This is a genomic window from Paenibacillus shenyangensis, assembly GCF_000346635.1.
Lineage (GTDB): Bacteria > Bacillota > Bacilli > Paenibacillales > Paenibacillaceae > Saccharibacillus > Saccharibacillus dauci.
Map to the genome: position 1 here is coordinate 23,122 of NZ_AOIG01000027.1, position 24,358 is coordinate 47,479.

22 protein-coding genes are annotated in these 24,358 nt (G+C 45.3%); 17 read left to right on the forward strand and 5 right to left on the reverse strand.

Going from position 1 to position 24,358, the window contains the following annotated elements; genetic code table 11:
- Window positions 1-692 precede the first annotated feature (692 nt).
- Window positions 693-989: a HesB/YadR/YfhF family protein gene (locus H065_RS0120500; protein WP_017814961.1), complete on the forward strand. Its 297-nt coding sequence runs from the start codon at window positions 693-695 to the stop codon at window positions 987-989.
- 71 nt (window positions 990-1,060) lie between these two features.
- Here H065_RS0120500 and H065_RS0120505 read toward each other — a convergent pair whose 3' ends face one another.
- The 3 genes from H065_RS0120505 to H065_RS0120515 all read right to left on the reverse strand — a co-directional run bounded on the left by H065_RS0120505 (window position 1,061) and on the right by H065_RS0120515 (window position 3,425).
- Complete coding sequence (locus tag H065_RS0120505; RefSeq protein WP_017814962.1) at window positions 1,061-1,567, reverse strand: hypothetical protein; 507 nt, start codon at window positions 1,565-1,567, stop codon at window positions 1,061-1,063.
- A gap of 153 nt (window positions 1,568-1,720) precedes the next feature.
- On the reverse strand, window positions 1,721-2,164 hold the full coding sequence (locus H065_RS0120510) for a DUF441 domain-containing protein (protein WP_026136364.1): 444 nt from the start codon (window positions 2,162-2,164) through the stop codon (window positions 1,721-1,723).
- Between the two features lie 265 nt (window positions 2,165-2,429).
- Window positions 2,430-3,425 carry a YpdA family putative bacillithiol disulfide reductase gene (locus tag H065_RS0120515; RefSeq protein WP_017814964.1) on the reverse strand — a complete coding sequence of 332 codons (996 nt, stop codon included), beginning with the start codon at window positions 3,423-3,425 and terminating at the stop codon, window positions 2,430-2,432.
- 361 nt (window positions 3,426-3,786) lie between these two features.
- On the opposite strand from H065_RS0120515, the gene H065_RS0120520 reads away from it, so the two are divergent.
- The 4 genes from H065_RS0120520 to H065_RS0120535 all read left to right on the forward strand — a co-directional run bounded on the left by H065_RS0120520 (window position 3,787) and on the right by H065_RS0120535 (window position 6,195).
- Window positions 3,787-4,293: a DUF3939 domain-containing protein gene (locus H065_RS0120520; protein ID WP_017814965.1), complete on the forward strand. Its 507-nt coding sequence runs from the start codon at window positions 3,787-3,789 to the stop codon at window positions 4,291-4,293.
- Window positions 4,294-4,562: 269 nt separating this feature from the next.
- Window positions 4,563-4,916: a hypothetical protein gene (locus tag H065_RS0120525; protein ID WP_017814966.1), complete on the forward strand. Its 354-nt coding sequence runs from the start codon at window positions 4,563-4,565 to the stop codon at window positions 4,914-4,916.
- A gap of 51 nt (window positions 4,917-4,967) precedes the next feature.
- A complete protein-coding gene (locus H065_RS0120530) occupies window positions 4,968-5,660 on the forward strand; it encodes an HAD family hydrolase (RefSeq protein ID WP_238558004.1) in 693 nt (230 codons plus the stop codon).
- Window positions 5,661-5,817: 157 nt separating this feature from the next.
- On the forward strand, window positions 5,818-6,195 hold the full coding sequence (locus H065_RS0120535; protein ID WP_017814968.1) for a PH domain-containing protein: 378 nt from the start codon (window positions 5,818-5,820) through the stop codon (window positions 6,193-6,195).
- Between the two features lie 132 nt (window positions 6,196-6,327).
- On the opposite strand, the gene H065_RS0120540 is transcribed toward H065_RS0120535, so the two are convergent.
- Entirely contained in the window at window positions 6,328-6,993 is a 666-nt protein-coding gene (locus H065_RS0120540) for an S-layer homology domain-containing protein (protein WP_017814969.1), read from the reverse strand.
- 253 nt (window positions 6,994-7,246) lie between these two features.
- Between H065_RS0120540 and H065_RS0120545 the strand changes: the two genes are divergently transcribed.
- From H065_RS0120545 to H065_RS0120590, 10 genes are all read left to right on the forward strand, one after another.
- Window positions 7,247-8,335, forward strand: coding sequence for a lactonase family protein (locus H065_RS0120545; protein WP_017814970.1), 1,089 nt, complete (start codon window positions 7,247-7,249; stop codon window positions 8,333-8,335).
- A gap of 369 nt (window positions 8,336-8,704) precedes the next feature.
- Entirely contained in the window at window positions 8,705-8,959 is a 255-nt protein-coding gene (locus tag H065_RS26490; RefSeq protein ID WP_017814971.1) for a YczO family protein, read from the forward strand.
- A gap of 199 nt (window positions 8,960-9,158) precedes the next feature.
- Window positions 9,159-9,461: a hypothetical protein gene (locus tag H065_RS0120555; protein WP_017814972.1), complete on the forward strand. Its 303-nt coding sequence runs from the start codon at window positions 9,159-9,161 to the stop codon at window positions 9,459-9,461.
- A gap of 347 nt (window positions 9,462-9,808) precedes the next feature.
- Window positions 9,809-10,807, forward strand: coding sequence for a LacI family DNA-binding transcriptional regulator (locus H065_RS0120560; RefSeq protein WP_017814973.1), 999 nt, complete (start codon window positions 9,809-9,811; stop codon window positions 10,805-10,807).
- 10 nt (window positions 10,808-10,817) lie between these two features.
- Window positions 10,818-12,080, forward strand: a complete 1,263-nt coding sequence (locus tag H065_RS0120565) for a sugar ABC transporter substrate-binding protein (RefSeq protein WP_017814974.1) — start codon at window positions 10,818-10,820, stop codon at window positions 12,078-12,080.
- Window positions 12,081-12,231: 151 nt separating this feature from the next.
- On the forward strand, window positions 12,232-13,479 hold the full coding sequence (locus H065_RS0120570; protein ID WP_017814975.1) for a sugar ABC transporter substrate-binding protein: 1,248 nt from the start codon (window positions 12,232-12,234) through the stop codon (window positions 13,477-13,479).
- Window positions 13,480-13,521: 42 nt separating this feature from the next.
- A complete protein-coding gene (locus H065_RS0120575; protein ID WP_017814976.1) occupies window positions 13,522-14,427 on the forward strand; it encodes a carbohydrate ABC transporter permease in 906 nt (301 codons plus the stop codon).
- 54 nt (window positions 14,428-14,481) lie between these two features.
- On the forward strand, window positions 14,482-15,306 hold the full coding sequence (locus H065_RS0120580; protein ID WP_017814977.1) for a carbohydrate ABC transporter permease: 825 nt from the start codon (window positions 14,482-14,484) through the stop codon (window positions 15,304-15,306).
- A 160-nt stretch (window positions 15,307-15,466) separates the two neighbouring features.
- Window positions 15,467-17,881, forward strand: a complete 2,415-nt coding sequence (locus tag H065_RS0120585; protein ID WP_017814978.1) for a glycoside hydrolase family 94 protein — start codon at window positions 15,467-15,469, stop codon at window positions 17,879-17,881.
- Window positions 17,882-18,181: 300 nt separating this feature from the next.
- Window positions 18,182-18,646, forward strand: a complete 465-nt coding sequence (locus H065_RS0120590) for a GNAT family N-acetyltransferase (protein ID WP_017814979.1) — start codon at window positions 18,182-18,184, stop codon at window positions 18,644-18,646.
- Between the two features lie 98 nt (window positions 18,647-18,744).
- Here H065_RS0120590 and H065_RS0120595 read toward each other — a convergent pair whose 3' ends face one another.
- Window positions 18,745-19,506, reverse strand: a complete 762-nt coding sequence (locus H065_RS0120595; RefSeq protein ID WP_017814980.1) for a DUF4253 domain-containing protein — start codon at window positions 19,504-19,506, stop codon at window positions 18,745-18,747.
- A gap of 606 nt (window positions 19,507-20,112) precedes the next feature.
- On the opposite strand from H065_RS0120595, the gene H065_RS0120600 reads away from it, so the two are divergent.
- Both H065_RS0120600 and odhB read left to right on the forward strand, forming a co-directional pair.
- Entirely contained in the window at window positions 20,113-22,995 is a 2,883-nt protein-coding gene (locus H065_RS0120600) for a 2-oxoglutarate dehydrogenase E1 component (RefSeq protein ID WP_017814981.1), read from the forward strand.
- A gap of 6 nt (window positions 22,996-23,001) precedes the next feature.
- Window positions 23,002-24,306: a 2-oxoglutarate dehydrogenase complex dihydrolipoyllysine-residue succinyltransferase gene (odhB, locus tag H065_RS0120605; RefSeq protein ID WP_017814982.1), complete on the forward strand. Its 1,305-nt coding sequence runs from the start codon at window positions 23,002-23,004 to the stop codon at window positions 24,304-24,306.
- Window positions 24,307-24,358 lie beyond the last annotated feature (52 nt).

A 24,358-nucleotide genomic window follows, 5' to 3' on the forward strand; every position in this document is an offset into this window, starting at 1 on the left:
CAAACTGAAAATCTACAGCGAAATTAACGCTCATGTTGTCTGGACCAGAGAAGAAGCCACAAAAAAGGAGACACGTATGTGCAAATGCACATAACATGTCTCCTTGTAAATGTCATATGACGCACGGTTGCGAACAACCGGTGCAGTAATGATAACTGTTATGGATACTTCTCAAGTGTAATGGATAGAAATTCATTACCTCAAAAGGTGCCCACCTGCCGGGTTGTTCCATTTTTTAGTTGTGTAGTCAGATCGCTGGCATAGCCCTGGTTATGTACAATCGTGAGTTTACGCATGGAATTCACCCTTTCTTCATAATGTAGTGGCAGATGGTAATAAATTCTAATTATCCTTCGCCTGTGTCTGATTGTATCACTGCATTTTTGAGCATGTCAACGTAAAACTTGCAATTTACTTAAAAATTTGCTGAATATGAATGTTTTCTTGTCGAATAAAGTCAACAAAGTTTACATAATAGAAAAAAGAAAATAGAAATCATCAAAGAGAACCAAATTCATAAATGATTTACCATCTGCACATGACCGTGTATACGTGTAACATGTTATAATACGGAAAGAGTCAGGGTAATGATTATGAGGCAGCAGTCGTGCAGGAATAACAATTACTTTGAATAATGTTCGCATGATCGTTTATTTGTATGGATGCAAACTTAATGAAAGGTGGAATAAATAATGAGTATCGCCGTATCGGATGAAGCCGCACGCTGGTATAAAAAGGAATTGGATTTACAAGAGGGAGATGCGCTACGCTTTTATGCCCGTTACAGCAGCAATAGCGATATCCATCCAGGATTCTCGCTCGGTATTTCCGTGGAGCCACCGATCAGTCCAGGACTGGAACAGAAGACAGAAGGTATCCAATTTTATATGGAAGCTCAGGATCTATGGTACCTCAACGGATACAAGCTCAATGTAGAATATATGGATAATGAAGATGATATCCGTTACGCCTACATTCCGGAATCTTGAATATTATTTTTATCTCATATGAAAACAACAAAAGTCCCTGTTATCACAAAGATAACAGGGACTTTTGTTGTCTAGACTGTAGAAGTGCCTTCCAGTGCATAAGAGAAGTCTTCAATATCATAGACCTGAACAGGTATTTTGGCTTCGATCATCCGGTGGATCATCTCAAATTGATCTGTCAGCAGAGGCACTTCTTTGCGCAGGGCAGACAGAATCAACTCGGTCTCGATCGGATCGAAGGATTCACCGTAATAGGCATTATCCATCGCATTAACCACCGATAGCTGCACATGATCGGTGAACAGAATAGATGAACTCACTGCCCAAGGCATCTGCAGACAACGCTGGATTTTCTTTTTGTTCAATGGCTCTTCCAGATAATCAATCAGCGCCTTGATGCGCTCGCGGACTTCACGTTCTTCCACCGAATCGTTCATCAGCGGTTCCTGGCTCTCCGCAAATTCATACAGCTCCATAATGGATGTGTAGGGAACAATATAGTTGACCGGCTTATCCGGATGAAGTAATTGACCGTAGATTGCGATCATAATCGCTTCTATGACAAAAGCTTGGGGCATGGATATAATCCTCCTGGCGATGCATACGTGTACACATGGTTGTCAGCCTTGAATGTCAAAGCTGTATTGGCAGTATACCATATCCTGCCCGTTACAATAAATGCGAACTTGCAAAAATATCGTATCCCTCAAAATAGAGTCTCTGCAGATCAGTCAGGATTTACCGATTAATAAGGACAGCAAGCCTGCGGCAATCAATGGACCGACTGGCACTCCCTTGAAAAAGGCAACTCCGATCAGTGTTCCGATCAGCAGTCCGGCGACTACAGTTGGCTGATTGGTCATAAGGATTGTACCCCGGCCACCCAGATAGGCAACGAATAGTCCGATACCGATAGCAAGGAGTGATTTCCAGCTTACAAAGGAAGTCAGGATCGTATCCATAGAGATTTTGCCACTTGCGAGTGGAGTCATAACCCCGATAGTCAGAATAATGATACCAATGGTCAGTCCGTATTTTTCCAGCCACGGAAAAGCCTGATTCCATCCAAGTACGCGAATCAGCAGCAGCACGAGCATAGCGATTGTAACAGTAGTGTTTTTCCCGACAATGCCAAGTCCCGCCATTACAAGCAGGATCAGAGAAGGCATATCGATAGCGCCCATAGTCATCACTCCTTTTTGGAAATATTCTAGAAATACACGGTTGTAAACGAATGATCATTTAGAAGCAGACCAGATGAAAACAATCCGCAGATTTGGTATTAGCTTTTATACAGAGCCAATAACAGGATCTTCGGGATAAAGTAGAGGATTCCCGGAATGAAGCAAAAATGTCCGCCGGAATCCAGCGGACAGAATAGAAAATAGAAATGTATAGCAGAAGTACAGTACAGCCAATGGTATTACGAATAAAACAGATTTAGCCAGATGTATGCGTTAAAGCATCAGCAATATGTCTGGCAATCATTGCTCCGTGACGACGCCCGGTCTCGATAAAGACCTCATTGGCGTTGCGTCCGGAAGCAATAACGCCTGCTACATACAGTCCTGGAATATTGGTCTCCATCGTCTCGGGATCAAAACGCGGCTTGTCCATATCTTCACTCATGGTTACACCCATAGATGTAATCAGTTTACGGTCCGGGCGGAATCCGGTCATTGCAAGCACAAAGTCATTGCCCAGCATCTCGGTATGACCATCTTCGGTATTGGTGATCTCTACTTCGGTCTCGGTGATATGGGTGACACAGGAATTCAGATGCAGCTTGATTTTGCCTTTGGTCACGAGGCCTTCAAAGATAGGACGAACCCAGGATTTGATATTAGCGGATAAATCGCCGCCGCGGTACACCATATCGACTTTGGCACCGACACGTACAATTTCCAGTGCAGCATCGACAGCGGAATTACTGCCGCCAATAATGGCTACACGCATGCCGGTATATGGATGCGCTTCACGGAAGTAATGAGTAACTTTATCCAGATCTTCCCCAGGGATACCCAGATAGTTCGGATGGTCAAAATAACCGGTGGCAATAATTACACGACGAGCTTGGTGGGTATGTTCTTCGCCCTGGCGATTAACGGTTTGCAGGGAAAAAGTACCGTATTCATGACGTTCAATACCGGTAGCTTCCGTGTATGGCTGTACATTGATATTATAGTGCTCTGCTGCCCGTCGGTAATAAGCCAGTGCTTCATGGCGAAACGGCTTCTCATTCGGAGAAGGAAAAGGCAGATTACCAATTTCCAGCAGCTCGGCAGTACTAAAAAATTGCATATTGGTCGGATACAGATAGATCGAATGAACCACATTGTACTTTTCGATGATAAGGGTGTTCAGACCGAGGCGTTCACATTCAATAGCAGCGGATAGGCCGCAGGGTCCTGCACCTACAATAATGACATCTTGCATGTTACGATCAGACTCCTTTCTGAATTCAAATCCTGCTCTATATAGTATTAGAGCGATTCATGTCTGTATAAGGATTACAGAATATAGGGAAATCAAAGATGCTGTACGGACAGCATTCAGCCGATAAAATAGGACCATATACCATCCTACTGCAATCTGTCTATAAATTCTAGCTTGCTGTGGGTGAACAGAACCAATTTATCGTGAAATATCATTATTTTGTAAAAAAGTGAATCATTCTTTGTAAAATGCGGTATAGTTATTGTAAGAGGAGAAAAGTTAGCAACTTTCTCTGAAGCTTCATTGTAAACGTTTTCTGACACTGTCCCTGATATCCCATTCAAGGGAAGGAGAGACGATTATGTCTATTCTGGAAAGGTTCAAAACAAGAAGCAAAACTTCGTGCATGCCTTCAGTGCATGTAACAATGAACGAACTTCGTACAGCGGTATTACAATATGAGAGAGAAATGAGCGGAATTAACCGCACCGCATTGATGCAGGAAGATGGAAGCCTGGATCTATCGAGACTCACTCGATATCTGGGAGGTCGCAGCGATCAGAAGTTTTATCTGTCGCGTGAGACGTTTGAGATCTTCGAAGAAGAAGAGCGTCATATTCCATATCATCTGGATCAAGTGCAGGGAGCCATTGATGATTATGTTCAGGAAAACGGCAAACTGCCGGTAATTGAGGATTCGGCGCATTTTGAAGTAGACTGCCGCAAGCTGTATCAGCAGCGCTATCTTCACGAAATTCCCGATTTCCCCATGTATATTACCGATCAGGAAATGATGGTAACGCACCGCGAACCAGCTATTCTGCCGGAAAGTAAAGAACATACAGACAAATCATACGTGCTGCTCTAGATAATCTATTGCTTCCTTATTTAATTTAGAAACCATTTATATTGATAATGGACCCGTTTGCAGCCGCAGACGGGTTTTTGGTATTGTCTGCAAACAAGAATGCATGTAATCAAGAAATGAAATGCAGATTGCACACTTTCCTAATGAAATGAATCGTAAAGTTTTGCGAAGAAACGAAGAAAAACATGTACAATTAATATGAAATATAATTATTTTCTATACAGGAAGTAGATATACTATACAGAATAGTGCGGAAAGGCTGTGATTCAATGTATATGTATAATCGGGTACTGGGATTTGTACTGCTGGAGGATGTCCCGTTTGAACACATATTGACCAGGGTGGCTGAAGCTTTTCAGATTAATCTGTCTTATGAAGATTATAAAGGCCGCTATATCGCCAAAGCTTATTTGCCGGGTTATCATCTGGAAGTTGTAGATAGGGTGGATCGTCTGAGTGAAATACTATGCGATGAATATCATGTGCTACATATTCGGATTGATTCAGACGACTATTTTAACTGTGCATTTGAGCAGCAGATCAAGCAAATTCTGAAGAATGGTAATATAAGATGGCAAAGACATGTATGGGCTCCTTATCCATTACCCGAGAAGTGTCTATAATAGGATGCGATTGAATCGCCTCAGATACAATACATATAAAAAGGGGTTTTTATGATGGCAGAACAGGCTGTTAAAGCAGTTATTTTTGATTTGGATAATACATTAATGGATCGGGATTATACCTTTCGTGCCTTTTCCCGATTATTAATAAAAGAATATCTGGGACATATTCAGGATGAGGAGAAGTTACGTGATATTCTGGGATATATGCGAATTGCCGATGCAGATGGCTACCGGGAAAAACGCGGATTTTTCGAAGAATTGGTAGAGCGTCTGCCATGGTCACAGAAGCCTGATGTGGATACGCTGTACAGCTACTATAAGGAACACTATATGAAGGAAGCTTCCTTGATGAAATATGCGATCGAAACGATCCAATCCTGCCGCGCTCAGGGATACAAGCTGGGTATGCTGACCAATGGACTGCACGAGATTCAATATGGCAAAGTGCTGCAACTGGGATTGGAACCTTATTTTGACGTTATCCTGACATCCGGAGAAGTCGGCATCAAAAAGCCGGAGCGTCGTATTTACGAAATTATGCTGGAGCAACTGGGAACAAGTGGTGAAGAGACTGTATTTGTCGGCGATCATCCTGTAAATGATATCTGGGGAGCAGCCCAGGTAGGAATGCGAGGCATTTTCCTCAAACGGAGCTTTGATTGGGATCAGACCCTTGGCATGAAGCCGTGGAGAACGATAGATGAACTGAATGAGCTAGAGAGAATATGGGGAGATTTGTAGCGCATAGATCTAGCAAATAGGAAGATCATTTGTTAGATGAGATGACTACGGAAGAATGGAAGCCAGTTCTAAATATACTTCTCTACAAGCCGCCGAAGTTCTGGTACATTTGTATAATAGCTACATAATAAGAATGCACTAAGAGAGGAAGAGGAACATGGGGATTTTTGATGGATGGCTCGGTAATGCATCGACAGTTAATTTGAGTGAGGCACAGCAGGAATATGCTTCAATTATGGCACCGGGAGAACAGATTGAGAGAGCATATAAGCTGGTACGCGATATGTTTATTTTTACAAATAAACGCTTGATCCTGGTTGATAAGCAAGGGATTACCGGGAAAAAGACGGAGTACCATTCCATCCCGTACAAGAGCATTTCCCATTATTCTGTGGAAACGGCGGGTCATTTTGATCTGGATGCCGAGCTATGTATCTATATCTCCAGCAGCACGGTACCGATCAAAAAAACATTTAACAAGAACGTAAATATCTATGAAGTTCAAAGTGTACTGTCCTATTATATTCTGGGATAACCGTATATACATGCCGTTCCTGTTGCCTCGATGGGTGCTGTAACGTCACATTATTCACAAAACGTCCGAATCCCCTTTGTTTAAGAGGATCCGGACGTTTTATTTTTGAAATATAACAGGCTGTATCTTGATTTATGATTCTTCAGCTTGTCCGGTTAGTTCCAAAGCGTTGTACAGCATTACTGCTGCTTCGGCACGTGTAATGGGGTCATTGGGCCGGAAATTATTCTTTTCATCCAGCGAAGCAATCCCGCTATCGATAACCTGCTCCAAAATCTGTTGTTCGGAAGAAGGAAGAGCGTTCGCATCATGGATAGTTACCGATTGATCAGTTAGAGCACCGGTGCTGCCTCCGGATTCATGAATATCCGGATCTACCTGTTCTACACCCTGCCAGAGTAAAGTGGCAAACTGACCGCGTGTCATAACGGAAGAGGCATCCACGTCTGCATTCAGCTGCAGTCCATTCAGATGAGCAATCATCATATCTGTGCTATACCAGGCCTGATCGTCTACAGAAGTGTAATAATCACTGGCTTTGGGTGCCTTGATGAAGCGCATATTATCAATATTGAGATGGAGTCCTTTAACCAGCGCAGCGACTCCTTGTGCAGTAGTCAGTGCAGCGTCCGGCTGGAATTCGGTATCGGTTATTCCGCTGAGAATATTATGATTTTGCAAATAATTGATCTCCTCTCGTCCTGTCGTGTGATCCACATCGTCAAAAGCAAAAGCAGATGCTGGCGAAGCGAGCAGCAGGGTGCCTACCAGTCCAAGCAGCCATTTACGTTTGAACATAAAAAATCACTCCATTCTCGGTCATAAACTGACTAGAAAGAGACAAAACTGACATTACCTATGTATTACCCGAAGCCTTCAAATCTGAATAGAGAATCAGATTTTTTTGATTTTTATGGACGTAGGGTATAAGTTATATAAGAGGGTGCTGGATCTATTACCTATTTACAGGTTGGACAGATGTTGGTGGAATTCAGCGCTGTCCTGCGATTCAGGCACTATATTATGTAACATGAACTGGAGGAGACAAACGATGGAACATCAAAATCAACGCCTGCTGGTATTTGCAGGTTCTTATGCAGAAGCAGCCAATCCGGGTGTATACGTATATGCTTTTAATGAAGAGACTGGTGAATTAACACCAACCGATTCCTTTACTGGACTTCAAAATCCTACATTCTTGAATGTAGATGCCAAAGCCAAACGCCTGTATGCACTTGGAGAAACAGCATCCGAGACAGGTCCAAAAGGTAAGGGAGGCGAAGCCGCTTCTTTTGTTATTCAACCGGAGCAGGGCAAGATTGAACTGCTGAATCGTGTGGATACTATCGATGGTCCACCATGTCATATCCAGCGCTCGGAAGACAGTCGTTATCTGACTATGGTGAGTTACCATGGCGGCATGGTCGGTCTGATCGCTCTAGAGCAGGATGGAAGCGTCGGTGAACTGCTGGATGTACATCAGCATGAAGGACACAGTGTTGATCCTCAGAATCAGGATCGTCCGCATCCACACTCCACATTTTTTGATCCGGCTGGTAAATATCTGATTGTACAAGATCTGGGATTGGATCGCGTGCGTACATATGCGCTCAAAGCAGATTCCAATGAACTGGAATTCACGGTAGATACGGCATCTACACCGGGTGCAGGTCCTCGTCATCTGGTATTCCATCCGAATGGTCAGTACGCCTTTGTGATCAATGAACTGAATTCTACCGTTACTTCTTATCAATATGAAGCAGCTACAGGTACTCTGAACGAAGTCCAGACTATTTCTACGCTCCCACAAGGATTTGAAGGCTTCAACGGCTGTGCAGAGATTGCTATCTCGGAAGACGGAAAGTATCTGTACGGCTCTAACCGTGGGCATGACAGTATCGTGCAGTATGAAGTGGATGCTTCTACAGGCGCGCTTACACTGGTACAGCATGTATCGACAGAAGGCGGACATCCAAGACACTTCTCTATTCTGCCAGGCGGCAAGTATCTGCTGGCAGCCAATCGTGATGGTAATAATATCGTGGTATTCAGTATCGATCAGACTACAGGTCAGCTGACATACACGGGTAAAAGTGTCGAAGTATCCAAGCCTGTCTGCGTCTGGGGCGCTTATTTCTAAAGATCATACGGATTATAAGATGGACGTCTGCATGAAGCATATAAACTACATCTGAGCAGATGAATATTCTCATACGTGTAAATTAACTATGCAACCGAATTACAAGTAAATGAAAAATGAAGTCATCTGTACTATGGGTGACTTCATTTTTTTGTATCAAAAGCAGTTGTACAGAATATAGAATGTATGAATAGTAGGAGATCAGAGAGTTACATATATTGATCCAGACTCATCAGTCTGCTGCACGAATGAGAATTGAATACAAGTTCCTGTTTCAATTTGGCTCACAGAGGTAAAATTACAGTAATACGGTTCACCGGTTACGCCGGTACTTCACAGCAAACCGAATCCGCAAAGGAGATGGAGAATATGACAGAACCGCGCAAAAATGATAAGGTACAGGAACAGGCAGGCAAACGGGATAATCCCGAGCAGTATCCGACGGAAAACGAAAGCCTGTTTGATCGATTCAAATCGGAACAAACGGTAGATTCCCTGCCCATTGAAGATATAAAGCTGGAACAGCAGGAGGAGAAGGACGGCGAGCATATCAAACGTTCTTCATCCAGCCAGAATGCTTTTCCGGAAGGCGAATCGGAAGATGATTCCGATATTGTCCGCTAAGCTGGGCAATAATTATAATAACGTAAACGTATAGGAATGAGTTGGAACCGTACTATCATCACAGCAATCAACCATGAACAGACGATTACTTACAAACTGGGTCAGTCACATGACAGCATCATAAAAGGGAGCAGCTCTGTATTTCATACAGCGGCTGGTCCTTTTTCAAGGTTTGGCAACGTCGGAAAGGTGCGAACAGATGGCATTTGGAATTAACAGAAAACAATTAATACAGTGGAAACGCAGCGTAGAAGCTGGAGAAATCGCTTTTTTGACTCATTACTGGCTGGATGAGCGCTTTCCCGGCATAAAGACCGTTACCAAAGTAGGATGTGCAGATCTTGGTAAATTGGAAAAATGGTGTCGCTCCTATGGTCTTAATCCTGCTTATATTCATTACCGCGAGAAATATCCGCATTTTGACCTGCTTGGAAGGGAACAAGTGCGTATATTAAAAGCGGAAGGACTACAGGAACAGATTAAACATTTCCAGCTGGAATAAGCATCCGGAACGCGCTATCAAAGGCGTTACCGAAAATAACGATTCGACAAAATAACAAAAAAATTTTAAAAGTGGTTGAAATCGTTTACAAGCAGATATATAATAGCGTTGTAGAAACGTTTCGACAAAAGAGTGTAAATAACTCTTGAACAGACAATCCATATTAAAAATGTAAAATTATTGAATTCTGGCTTTGAAATTCGATTTTAAGCGATTTTTTATCGAAAAATCAAATGATATCAATGCAATAGTGTAAGGTATCATGGATTTTTATTTTCAAAAAATGAATAGTTTTTGCTCTTTTATCGAAACGTTTCGATATTTCGCAAAACTACAGAGGTGAGCAGATGGGAGCAACGATCAAAGATGTAGCTGCATTGGCAGGCGTTGCAGTATCGACTGCATCGTATGCACTAAATGGTATTGGCAGAGTCAGCAGCAAAACCCGCAACAAGGTCATCGAAGCTGCCAAGCAGCTGAACTATCAAAAAAATGGAATTGCATCTGATCTGAAGCGTTCCAAAACAAACACGATTGCCCTGCTGCTCAGCGACCTGTCGGGCCCGTATTATTCCAGCCTGATCAAGGGCGTGCAGGAAGTCAGCCTGAATAATGGATATGATCTGATTGCCTGCAGCTCTATCGGTGGCGATTCATCAACAGCCGTCAAATTCATTAAAGAAAAGCGTGTAGATGGAGCGATTATCCTCGCTCATAATATTCCCGATCGTACGATTCTGGATTCTGCACGTGAAGGCTTTCCGATCGTTATGCTGGACAGGCGGCTGGAACATGAGAGTGTCTGTTATGTAGAGGCAGATCATGAGAAAGGCGGTACGCTGGCAACCAACTATCTGATTGAGTCGGGACATCGCCAGATTGCCTTTGTATCCGGGCCTGCCAGCAGCAAGCACAATAATGACCGCTATAACGGATTTGTGCGGGCGATGAATCAGCATGGATTGACGATTGAACCGCGCTGGAACCTGGTTGGCAACTTTACGGAAGAAGGCGGATATCGCGCGGTCAAGCTAATGCTGGCGCAAGGCAATCTGCCGGAAGCTGTATTTTTTGCCAATGATGAGATGGCGCTGGGTGGAATTACGGCACTCTATGAAGCAGGTCTGCGAGTGCCGGAAGATATCTCGGTTGTTGGATTTGACGATATTGTTCAGGCACGATTTTTGAACCCCGCGCTGACCACGGTAAGACAGCCGGATTATGAAGTAGGCGCACTGGCGGTTCACCTGATTTTCCAGATTCTCAAAGGTGAGTCGGTAGCGCAGCATTATACACTAGACACTGAACTCGTTATTCGTGGAACAGTCAGAACAAATCAAAAATGAGGTGTGCTTGATGAAAAAAATGTGGAAACCCCTGTTGGCATGCGTATTAATCTTTTCTTTTGTATTGGCAGGCTGCGGTGGCAAGGATGAAGCAGCAACTACTTCGGATGGCAAACGAATCCTGAAAGTATGGGGGATGGGCGCCGAAGGAACAGCACTTGCCAAAATGGTGCCTGATTTTGAAGCTAAAAACCCTGACATTACCGTACAGGTACAGGCGATCCCTTGGGGAAATGCCCATGATAAACTGCTGACAGCCGTTGCTTCCCAGAGCGGTCCGGATGTAGTGCAAATGGGGATGAGCTGGATTCCGGAATTTGCGGAAGCCGGGGCGCTGCAAGATCTGTCCTCCTACACAGAAAAGTATCCGAATCTGAAAGCGGATAACTACTTTAAAGGTTCCCGCACCAAAATGACTTACAATGACAAACTGGTCGGCGTACCGTGGTACATCGATACCCGCGTATTGTTCTACCGCAAAGATTTACTCAAACAGGTTGGCTACAACGAAGCACCCAAAACCTGGGCAGAGCTCAAGGATGCGGCAACCAAGCTGACTGCACGCGGCAAAGGCAATTACGGTATTTTGCTGGACAGTAAAGACCAACTGTTCACACTGCCATTTGCATGGGAAAACGGCAGCGAAGTGATCGACAGCAATAACCAGGCACTGCTTAATCAGCCACCTTATGTAGAAACGATTCAGTATCTAAGCAGCTTCTTCAAAGAAGGTATTGCTCCAACGCAGAGCGATATGCAGCTGATTCCTTCTTTTGGTGAAGGAATTCTGCCGATGTTTATTAGTGGTCCTTGGTCTGTCAACCAGGTAAAAACCGAACTGCCTGAACTGAAAAGCGATCAGTGGGGCACAGCTGTTATTCCTGCCAAAGAAGAAGGCGGAGAAAGCATGTCGGTACTCGGCGGATCGAATATGTCCGTATTCAGCAGTGCCAAAAACACAGAAGATGCTGTCAAATTTATCTCTTATCTGAATGAGCCGGATGTACAGGTGAAATGGTATGAACTGACACAGGATCTCCCGTCCACTACCAAAGCATGGGAAAACAAAGTATTCCAAGATAATCCTAATATTCAGACTTTCCGTACTCAAATGGATACTTCCCGTTCCATTCCATCTGTAAAAGAGTGGGAGACAGTAGCCAAGCAGATCAGTGATGCTTTTGATCAGATCGTTGTTGGCGGAACCGATATCCAGACGCAGCTGGATCAATTGAATGAGCAGGCCAACTCTACCTTGCAAAGCGGCAGCTAAATTCAAAAGCGGTTGTTCTATGTATCTACTTACAATCAATACGTAACCATGAACCGGTTTACCGTGCAAAGACGCTGTTCGTTGTCCCTTATCCGTTATCCGGACTTGTCTTTGCTTCTCTTTTATACAAACAAAACTAAAGAGGTGCCAAATGGCTAAACTATGGAAATCCATGATCGCATGTATGCTTGTATTCTCGATTGTACTGGCTGGATGTAGTGGTCAAGATAAAGCGACCACAGCGGATGGAAAACGGATTTTGAAAATATGGGGCATGGGCGGCGAAGGCGGATCTTTGCCGGATATGGTTGCGGCATTTGAAAAAGCAAATCCGGAAATTGATGTACAGGTTCAGCAGATTCCATGGGGATCTGCGCATGATAAATTGCTGACTGCGGTCGCTTCCAAAAGCGGTCCGGATGTTATCCAGATGGGGATGACCTGGATTCCGGAGTTCGCCAATGCAGGCGCACTGATGGATCTGACTCCATATGTGGAGCAGTATCCGAATCTCAAGCCCGAGAATTTCTTCGAAGGTGCAAGAGAAACGATGAAATTCAACGACCAGATGATCAGCGTGCCATGGTATATGGAGACACGCGTGCTCTATTATCGTACCGACCTGCTCAAGGAAGTCGGTTATAATGAACCGCCGAAAACATGGGCAGAATTGAAAGACGCTGCGACCAAACTGGCTGCACGTGGCAATGGTAATTACGGTATTCTGCTGGATAACCAGGATGCAGCGTTTACGCTTCCATTTGCCTGGGAAAATGGCAGTGAAGTCATCAGCAATAATCAGGCGCAATTCAATCAGCCTCCTTATATAGAAGCCGTTAACTATTTGACCAGCTTCTACAAAGAAGGACTGGCACCGACACAGAGTGATATGCAGCTGCTTCCTGCTTTTGGTCAGGGCATGGTTCCTATGTTCTTTAGTGGTCCATGGTCGATTAACCAGATTCACGAGACGGCACCGCAGATTGATGGTAAATGGTCGACTGCACTGATCCCTGCCAAAGAAGAAGGCGGCAAAAGTGCTTCCGTACTCGGCGGTTCCAACTGGAGCGTATTCAGCAGTGCCGTAAATAAAGATGATGCTGTGAAATTCATTTCCTTTATGAGTGATCCTGCCAACCAGGTGAAATACTATGAATTGTCCAAAGATCTGCCTTCTACACTGAAAGCATGGGAAGACAAAGCATTCAGCAGCAACGAACAGATCAAAACATTCCGTGAGCAAATGGAAACATCCCGTACTTCACCATTCGTCAAGTCCTGGGAAGCAATCGGTAGTCTGATCAAAGATTCGCTGCAGCAGATCAATATCGGTGGTGCCGATGTGCAGAAACAAATGGAAGAACTGACTACACAAGCAAATGAATTGTTAAAAGACTAATGATGAAGTAGTAAAAATGCTTCCGTAAAGGAGGGAACAGAGATGCAGAAGGCTTGGCAATCGTTGGCCAAGCACAGATACCCCTATCTGTTTATTGCGCCAACACTAATTATTCTATTTATCTTTTCATTTATCCCGATTCTGGTCGCCGTATTTATCAGTTTTACGAATATGGACTTGGCCGGACTGGCTAACTGGTCCAATATCAAGTTTAACGGTGCAGATAACTTTGTTCAGCTATTTGGCGATGCGGTGTTCCGCAAGTCAATGTTTAACACGCTGATCTATGTTGTGGTCGGTGTACCTCTGGTTGTCCTCCTGTCGATGGCGATTGCCATCCTGATTAACCAGGGTACCAGCTGGCTGTTCAAAACGTTCCGTGTTATTTACTACATGCCTTCTATTACGAATATCGTCGCTGTAGCGGTTATCTGGGGATATCTGTACAATTCCCAATACGGTCTGATCAATCAGATGCTGGGATTTTTCGGATTTGATCCGGTCCGCTGGTTACAGGGTCCGACGATTGCCAAGTTTTCCCTGATTATTATGGCAGTATGGAAAGCAATCGGTCTGAATATGATCATCTTCCTGGCTGCATTGCAGGGAATTCCGCGTACGTATTATGAAGCAGCACAGATTGACGGAGCCAGCCGCTGGCAGCAGCTGACCAAAATTACGATACCGCTGCTTGGATTTGCGACTTTCTTCGTCTCGATCACGACCCTGATTGGCTGGATTCAGTTCTTCGAGGAACCGCTCGTTATGACCAAGGGCGATCCATTGAATGGAACAACATCCATGGCCTTGTTTATTTACAATACAGGCTTCCAGCGCAGTGACTTCGGTTATGCAGCAGCAGGTTCGATTGTATTGTTCGCGATCATCATTGTTGTAACGATTATTCAATTCAAAGTACGCAAAAAAGACAGCGATGTAGAGTATTAATGATCCGTACAGCCTGAGCTGACGCCGGATTGAACTGTGAAAGGAGGTTCCGCAATGGATATTCAAGTGAGACCCATTTACAAAACGATCGTTATCGCACTATTGGTTATTGGTGCAGTAGCGATGTGTATACCATTCATATGGATGATTCTGTCGTCCTTCAAACCGGAGAGTGAGGTTACATCACTAACGCCTTCTTTCTGGCCGCAGGAACCGACGATGCATAACTTTACCCGTCTGTTTACCGAGATGAACTTTCTGCAGTATCTGAAAAATACACTGGTTATCGTATTTTTCTCTTTTATCGGATTATTTTTGAATGCAGCAGCAGGTTATGCCTTTGCCAAATTCAATTTCCCCGGTAAAAATGTGCTGTACTATCTGGTACTGGGAACCATGATGATTCCTTCCCAGGTAACCATGATTCCGGTTTACCTGATCCTGAATGAAATGCATCTGACTAATACGATGGCAGGGATTGTACTGCCGGGTATGGTCAATGCCTTTGGTATTTTCCTGTTCCGTCAGTTTATGACTTCGATCCCGAATGATCTGATTGAAGCTTCACGTCTGGATGGAGCGGGAGAGATTCGTACTTTCTTCCAACTCGTCATTCCAATTGCCAAGCCGATCTTTGCGGTACAGGGTATTCTGACCTTTATCGGCGGCTGGAACAGCTTCCTGTGGCCACTGATTGTAGCCAATGACGAGAGTCTGTATACCTTGTCGGTTGGTCTGTCCTTGCTGAAAGGTCAATATGGCGGAGACTTTGCAATTCAAATGGCCGGAGCATCCTTTATGGTTATTCCGATTCTGATTATCTTTATTTTTGCACAGCGTCATATTATTGAAGGTTATACGATTTCTGGTATGAAATAAAACCAACTTGCTGCTCTGCAGATGTTAGTTCGTTATTACTTCTGCATGGCAGTAAGGTGTAAGTTGCAGATGCTGCCCGGTTATTCCATTTTGCATAGGGGTGAGGATCACCGGGCAGAACCTTAGAGACAAATACGATTACACTACGGAGGGATTCATCATGTCTACTGTACACAATCAATCCACAACGCAGCAAAATCAGCTTTTCCAAAATGAATACGGATATTTCACTGAAAATGGTCGGGAGTATGTGATCACGAACCCGCGTACACCTCGTCCATGGAGTAACATTATAAGTAATGGCGATTATTCCTTTATGGTATCCCAGGCAGGTGGCGGGGCTTCCTGGCGGGGCAATGCCGGTCAGAACCGGATTACACGACTTTTCCAGGATGTGATCAAGGATTCATGGGGCAAATTCATTTATCTGCGTGACCGCAGTTCCGGCAAGTTCTGGTCGGCGGCATGGAAACCGGTGATGGCTGAATTTGAACATTATGAAGTACGTCATGGTATTGGATATAGTGTATTCACCCAGCAGGTAGATGGAATTCGCAGCGAATTGACCGTATTCGTAGCACCGGATGCTCCACTGGAAATTATGCAGTTAAAAATTACCAATAACAGCGGACAGACGCGTGAACTGGATGCGACTACTTATTTTGAATGGGCACCGGGATTTGCACCGGATGAGCATCGCGAATTCCACAAAATCTTTATGAATTCGGAATATCGTGAAGACCTTAATGCTATTCAACTGGAAAAATACTTATGGGGATTCCCCGATGAAAAAGGACGCAGCAATAATGTGAGCTGGCCGTATACTGCTTTCCACGCTGCCAGTGAGCAGCCATCTTCCTACGACGCGGATAAGGAATCTTTTATCGGCATGTACGGTGAAGAAGCACGTCCGCAGGCTATGCAGGATCAGGAGTTGGCAGGGCATACCGGACGTTTTGGAGATGCTGCAGCTTCTCTGCGTGTTGCTGTCAAACTGGAGCCGGGAGCTTCCCATACAGTAGTATTCACGATTGGAGCTGCGGAACACGAGAAGGAAGACGCCGCAGCATTGATTCGCGAATATACAAGTGTAGAAGCTGCCGAACGTACCCTGGCACGTGTACACGAATTCTGGAGCGAACTGATCGATACCGAGGAGATTCAGACACCAGATCCGGCGATGAATATCATGACCAATGTATGGCTCAAGTATCAGTCGATTTCCTGTCGTCTATGGGGCAAAACAGCTTACTACCAAGTCAGCGCAGGCTATGGCTTCCGCGATCAGCTGCAGGATTCCCAGATTTTCCTGACCAACAAACCGGAACTAATGCGCAAACAGATTCTGATGCATGCTTCCCAGCAGTTTCAGGAAGGCGATGTGCTGCACTGGTGGTTCACAATCCGTGGAGGCGGACCACGTACTCGTTGTTCCGATGACCTGTTATGGCTTCCGTTCATCATGGATTCTTACCTGAAAGAAACCCAGGATTATCAGATTCTGGACGAAATCACTCCATTCCTCGATGGCGGAGAAGCGACCGTATACGAGCACTGCAAGCGTGCTATCGAGAAATCGTTCCTGCGTTTCAGTCCACGCGGCGTACCATTGATGGGCGAGCATGACTGGAATGATGGCCTGAGCGCAATCGGTTACGACTGGAAAGGCGAGAGCTTCTGGGTAGGTGAGTTCCTGTATATGATCCTTGGCAGCTTTGCACCGGTGGCACAGCGCCGCGGAGACCAGGCTTTTGCTGACAAAATGATCGAAGTACAGGGCAGCCTCAAGCAGACTTTGAATGAATATGGCTGGGATGGCGAATGGTATCTACAGGCGACAACTGATGATGGTCTCAAAGTAGGCTCCAAGGAAAATGAAGAGGGACAGATTTTCCTGAATCCGCAAATCTGGGCAGTTATTTCCGGAGTAGCCGATGAAGAACGCGGTCAGCAGGCGATGGCTAGTGTCAGCAAGCATCTGCTGCGCGATTACGGCTCCTTGCTGCTGTATCCGGCTTATACCAAAGTACGCCGTGATATCGGCTACATTACCCGCTATGCACCGGGTTTGCGCGAGAATGGCGGTGTCTATACTCATGCCGCTACATGGGCGGTATGGGCCTATACACTGGCTGGTCAACCCGAGAAAGCATACGAAGCCTATAGCAAAATCTGCCCACCTAACCGTTCGGACGATCCAAATGGTTATGTAGGCGAGCCTTATGTAACACCAGGTAACTCCGATGGTCCGATCTCGCCAAATTACGGCCGCGGCGGCTGGACCTGGTATACCGGTTCTTCCCAATGGCTGCAGCGTATGGCGACCAACTGGATTCTGGGTGTTCGCGCAGAACACGAAGGTCTGCTGGTCGATCCGAGCATTCCGTCCGAATGGCCGGAATTCAGCTATCGTCGTAATTTCCGCGGGGCAACCTATCTGATTCATGTAGACAATGCAGCAGGTGTATCCCGTGGCGTGAAATCAATTACAGTAGATGGCAAAGAAATTGAAGGCAATATTCTGCCGGACTTCCAGGATGGCAAAAAGCATGAAGTGAAAGTTATCATGGGCTAAGTCATTCTACAAAATAGAATATAAAAATATAAAAGAGCATCGCTGCTATTGTTTCCTGCAGCGATGCTCTTTGGGTTTTGATTTATTTTCCGTGAAAAAGGATAAGTATACTGCTGCGAGTACAATGCTGCCCTGCTGATCCTGCAGCTTTATTGGTCTGGTTCTGAGGCTGAATGAAGTGGATTGATCCGGTTCATTTGTACAAAATTCTGATGAGCTATTAAACAAAATCGGTTTTCAATTTATAATATTAAAATTATTACAAAATCCAAATACAGAAGTCCTAAAGGAGAAGGAATCATGACCTGGCATATCAAGCATTTTAATGAGCTGAATACAAAAGAGTTATATCAGATTCTAAAAGAGCGTACCGATATTTTTGTGGTCGAACAAAATTGTCCTTATCCTGAAGTGGATGGCAGGGATGTAGACTGCTACCATCTGTTCAAGTTGGAGAATGAGCAGATTGCAGCCTATGCACGTCTGCTGCCGCCAGGAATAGCCTATGCGCAGGCTTCGATTGGCCGGGTCATCGTGCCTTCTATTCACCGGGGTAAAGGGTATGCCGGTGAGCTGTTCACACGTGCCGTAGACTTTATCCAGCAGGAACTGCATGAAATGGAAATTAAAATCCAGGCGCAGGAGTATCTATGCCGCTTTTACGGTGCATATGGATTTAAGCCGATCTCCGATTCTTATTTGGAAGACGGTATCCCGCATGTGGATATGCTGCTAAAAGAGCGCAGAGTACAGCAGCAGGTCTGAACATATTAATTTGCTTGTAGTGTACATGATAATTGCTTAGCTGGATCACTCTCTGTTGTATCCAGCTAAGCGAGTGTATCGTGCAGAAACGACATTTATTAATCCCACCAAAAATACCAGGTTGTTGAATGCTTCAAATGACTTGCTAGACTGCGGATAGTAGCTGTAGACTCCTCTGCCTGATAGACACGATCGCTGCAAAAGGCAAAATGTTCTCTTGCCAGCAATTCAGCCACGTGGTTATCTGCAGGTGGACGAGTCAGCTTCAATTCCCAGGTATCATGAGAAACAATAGCAGGTATAGCTCCATAATGGTCATACCAGTATTTGAACACCGCTACCTGTTCTTCAGGAGGTGGACAATCATTAAATCCTCCCATAGGTACCCAGGCCGCCAGCTCCCAGGCTGCCATAGTCGGAATACGCGCGATAATAATCTCGGAATACGGTACTGTTCCATTCAGATAACTATACAGCTCATGCTCTGCTACTGCAGGAATGAAATCTCCATATAAATCAGAATATTCATCATCAAACTCATCTTCGTCTGCAATGCTGTCTTTCCAGCGCTGTTCAAGTAATTGAGGAACATGGATCTGCATAGCATCCTTGATTACCTGTTGACGAAAATAATGGATACGATCAGGTGAAGGCTCATCTTCGATTTCTTCGAGAACATATTCAATCATTTCTGCCAGAACATTACTGACTACAATAATAAGAGGAATAAATCCGTCCTGCTTACCCTGTTTACTCATCCGTTCATAGGCTTCCACAATAAATGCTCCATCGTTGGTATTTTCAAATAATTCATATTCACAATCTAGATAATCCAATATGTACTGACAATCATTCGTCATAGTTATTCTCCTTTAGATCAATTCATAACTACTATAGATTGATCATTTTGAATGATATTTTCTTCATTGTAAACCTGGCTGCAAAAGGAACACGATTTTTGTATTTATGACAGTTCCAACAAGCAAAAGACACAAATTCTTCGTACCTGACACAAAACAGTCAAAAGCAATACAATATTGTAAATAATCATCGGATCGTTTGGCTGGTTAGATTTGGACAAAATAGATAAAAATTAAAATTGGAAATCTATACCTGACTATTGTAGAATGGGAATTGTAAAGCGGATCACAGTTCGAATAAGGGGGCATGAACAGCTAAGTATTACTTCAAATGATGCTCAATGTCATGGACAAACTCTTGCTAGACGATTTGCTAAAATCGCATTTTTTTGATTAGTAGTCATATTCGGCTTTAATCAGGCTAAAAAACCTGAATTATTCTTTACACATGACAAAGAAAACGTTTTCTTAACTCAGCATCGCTTATCCTCCCTGATAGTCCCATTTTAGACTATTTTGTGATTAATCAGATAGAGGTATAATTGAAAGTGTTGCAATTCCGTCACAAAAATATTCACAAAAAATTCAAGACGGAGGGAATCCTCGATGACAATCGACGAATCGAACAGACCATCATTATGGCAATCCTATTACGGGCCCAATCTGGGGTACGTACAGGAGCAGTATGAAAAGTACAAACAAGATCCTAATTCGGTTGATGAGGGATACCGCGCATTATTCGAACAACACGGGGAACCTGTAGCGCCTGCCGCAGCTTCTGGCCAGGCAGCAGACAATGGTACTAGTACCCCGGGCAAAGTAGACACTAATTTACTAAAGAAAGCGGTTGCAGCGGAACGATTAGTTTGGAATATCCGTACATACGGACATTTGGCAGCAGATATCGACCCGCTTGGACTGAGTACTCCGTCAGATGTACGTCTGCTTGATCCGCAGGAGTATGGATTAGGACAACGTGATCTGGCTCAGCTTCCTGCATCTCTCATCTGGGAAAATGCACCGGAAGAAGCTCGTGATGGATGGGAAGCCATTCAGATCCTGCGTAAAAAGTATACGGGTCCAATCGCTTACGAATTCTCCCATGTACATGACGAGAAAGAGCGCAACTGGCTGAATCGCCAGGTAGAGACCAACTCTTCTTCCCAGGCACTGAGTGATGAAGAGAAACTGGAATTGCTCCATCGCCTCGTAGAAGTAGAACAGTTCGAGGAGTTCCTGCACAAGACATTCGTAGGACAGAAACGTTTCTCAATCGAAGGTAACGATGCACTCGTACCAATGCTGGATACGATTATACGCATTGCTGCACGCGGCGGTGCAAGGCACGTACTGATGGGTATGGCTCACCGTGGCCGTCTGAATGTACTGGCACACGTACTGAACAAGCCTTATGGCAAAATTTTCTCCGAGTTCCAGCATTCACCGAATAAAGATATGATGCCGTCGGAAGGTTCCATGGGCATTAACTTTGGCTGGACCGGCGACGTTAAATACCATCTGGGTGCTCGTTATTCGATGACCGAGGAAGGGCAGAGCTTTGAGACTCGCCTGACGCTGGCGAATAACCCGAGTCACCTGGAATATGTCAATCCTGTAGTTGAAGGCTTCACACGTGCAGCACAGGATGACCGCAGTGAAAAAGGATACCCGCGTCAAGACAAGGATAAGGCGGCAGCGATCATTATGCACGGCGATGCTGCATTTGCCGGTGAAGGTATTGTAGCGGAGACGCTAAACTTCAACCAGCTGCCTGGCTTCCAGAATGGCGGCACAATCCATATTATTGTCAATAACCGTCTGGGCTTCACCACAGACAGCAAAGACTCCCGCTCCACACATTATGCGAGTGACCTAGCCAAAGGCTATGAGATCCCGGTAGTGCATGTGAATGCGGATGATCCGGAAGCTTGTCTGCGTGCAGCAGAAATGGCGATGCAATATCGTAATCTGTTCAAAAAGGATTTCCTGATTGATCTGATCGGTTATCGCAGATACGGACATAATGAAGCGGATGACCCGGAAACGACTCAACCGCTGATGTATGGCAAAGTCAAAAATCATACGCGTGTCGCATCCCTCTACGGCAAAAAGCTGGCAGAGCGCGGAGTAGCAGACAGTCAACAGTATGAAAAATATAAAAATGAAGTACAGGATAGCCTGAAAGCTATCTATGAAGAAGTGAAAAACGATGACAGTCAGCAAGCATTTGGTCCAATGAATCCTGCTGGCGAAGGTGCTGCCAAAGCGTCTACCCAGACAGCGGTACCAGCTGATCTGCTCATGAAGATCAATCAGGGCCTGCTGACATGGCCGGAGAACTTTAGCGTGTATCCGAAGCTGCAGCGTATTCTGGAGCGTCGTACCAATGCACTTGCTCCGGATGGCAAAGTGGACTGGGGTCATGCCGAGACATTGGCGTTCGCTACCATTCTTGCGGAAGGCAAGCCAATCCGGATTACCGGACAGGATGCGGAACGTGCGACTTTTGCTCATCGTAACCTGGTGCTGCATGATGCCAAGACCGGTGAAGAGTTCTGTCCGCTGCATCGCCTGCCGGAAGCCAAAGCATCCTTTGCTGTGCATAACAGTCCATTATCCGAAGCAGCTGTAATCGGCTTCGAATATGGTTACAATGTACATGCACCGGAGACACTGGTAATCTGGGAAGCCCAATACGGTGACTTTGTGAATGCCGGACAGGTACTGATCGACCAGTTTATCTCTGCCGGACGCAGCAAATGGACACAAAAGTCCAGTCTGATGATGCTGCTGCCGCATGGTTATGAAGGTATGGGACCAGAACACTCCAGTGCACGTCCGGAGCGTTTCCTGCAGCTGGCAGGCGAAAATAACTTCACTGTAGCCAATCTGACATCCGCTTCGCAGTATTTCCATCTATTGCGTCGTCAGGCACTCAGCACTGAGACCGAAGAAGCTCGTCCGCTCGTTGTGATGGCGCCGAAGAGTCTGATTCGTAACCCTCGTGTAGCTTCTGCAGCGACAGAGCTGAGCGAAGGAAGCTTCAAACTGGTCGTTGAACAGCAGGGTCTGGGTGACAAAAAAGAAGCAGTAGAGCGTGTTATTCTGTGTACGGGTAAAGTAGCAGTTGACCTGGAAGAAGCACTGGACAAAGAGAAGGATACCGACTTCTCCTGGCTGCATATTATCCGTGTCGAGCAGCTCTATCCATTCCCGAAAGAAGAAATTTCCAAAATCCTATCCGGTTTTACCAACCTGCAGGAAGTCATCTGGGTACAGGAAGAGCCGAAAAATATGGGTTACTGGACATATATGGATTCCAGACTCCGTGAAGTGGCGCCTGCTGGCAGCCACGTGAGTTATATCGGTCGTCCGGAACGTTCCAGCCCGGCAAGTGGTTATCAGCATGTTCACGCTATCGAACAACAGCGCATACTAACATCAGCACTCAAACCAAATTCGTTGAAAAACATATCCCTGGGGAGGTAACCAGCTGTGAGCGAAATTAAAGTACCTGAAATGGGCGAGTCTATTACTGAAGGAACCGTATCGAAATGGGTAGTCAAAGAAGGAGATACTGTTAGTCAGGGTGATGTTCTGCTGGAACTGGAAACCGATAAGGTCAATCTGGAAATCAGCGCTGAAGAGGATGGAGTCATCGAATCCATTACCAAACAGGAAGGCGAGACCGTTCAGGTCGGCGAATCAGTTGGTGTGATCAGTGCAGGAGGCGGTGCCAAAGTACAGCCAAGCGTAGAGGCAACTCCAGAAGCGCCACCTGCTCAAGAGACTGCTCCTTCATCCCAGCCTGCACAAGCGAATGAACAGGCTCGTGAATCCAAAACGGACCTGGCAGCTGCGGTAGCAGCAAGCAAGCCTGATAATGGCGATACAATCGCTACACCGGCTGCACGCAAACTGGCTCGTGAGCGTGGGATTGATCTGAATAGTGTACAGGGCAATGATCCTATGGGTCGCGTGAAGCATGACGACGTGCGCAAGCATGAAGACAAGCCAACCAACCTGGGTGCTGCACCGACCAAAACAGGAGGCTCTTCTGCGCCAGCAGCCAAATCTGCTCCAGAAAGCAATCCGTTAAAACCGGCTGATCGTGTACCTATGTCCCGTCGCCGTCGTACAATCGCCAATCGTCTGGTAGAAGCACAGCACAATGCAGCGATGCTGACCACTTTCAACGAAGTGGATATGACAGCGATTCTGGATGTACGCAAACGTCGCAAAGACAAATTCAAAGAGAAGCATGATGTAGGACTCGGCTTTATGTCCTTCTTTACCAAAGCGGTTGTAGGTGCTCTCAAAACGTATCCAATGGTCAATGCGGAGATTGATGGCGACGATGTTATCATGAAGCATTACTATGATATCGGTATTGCCGTATCTGCCAAAGAAGGTCTGGTTGTACCGGTAGTACGCGATGCCGATCGTCTGGGCTTTGCCGGTATCGAGAAAGAAATTGCCAGCCTGGCATCCAAAGCACGCAGCAATACACTGTCCCTGGCTGAACTGCAGGGCGGTACATTCACTATCACGAATGGCGGCGTATTTGGTTCCCTGCTGTCGACACCAATCCTGAATGCTCCACAGGTAGGTATCCTGGGCATGCACAAAATCCAGCTGCGTCCAGTGGCAATCGATGCAGAACGTATGGAAAACCGTCCGATGATGTATATCGCCCTTTCCTACGATCATCGTATTATCGATGGTAGCGAAGCAGTAAGCTTCCTGGTCAAAGTAAAAGAATTGCTGGAAGATCCGGAAACCCTGCTGATTGAAGGTTAATACCTACAATTAAGTATATTTACAGAAAAAGCCTAGCCAATGTGGCAAGGCT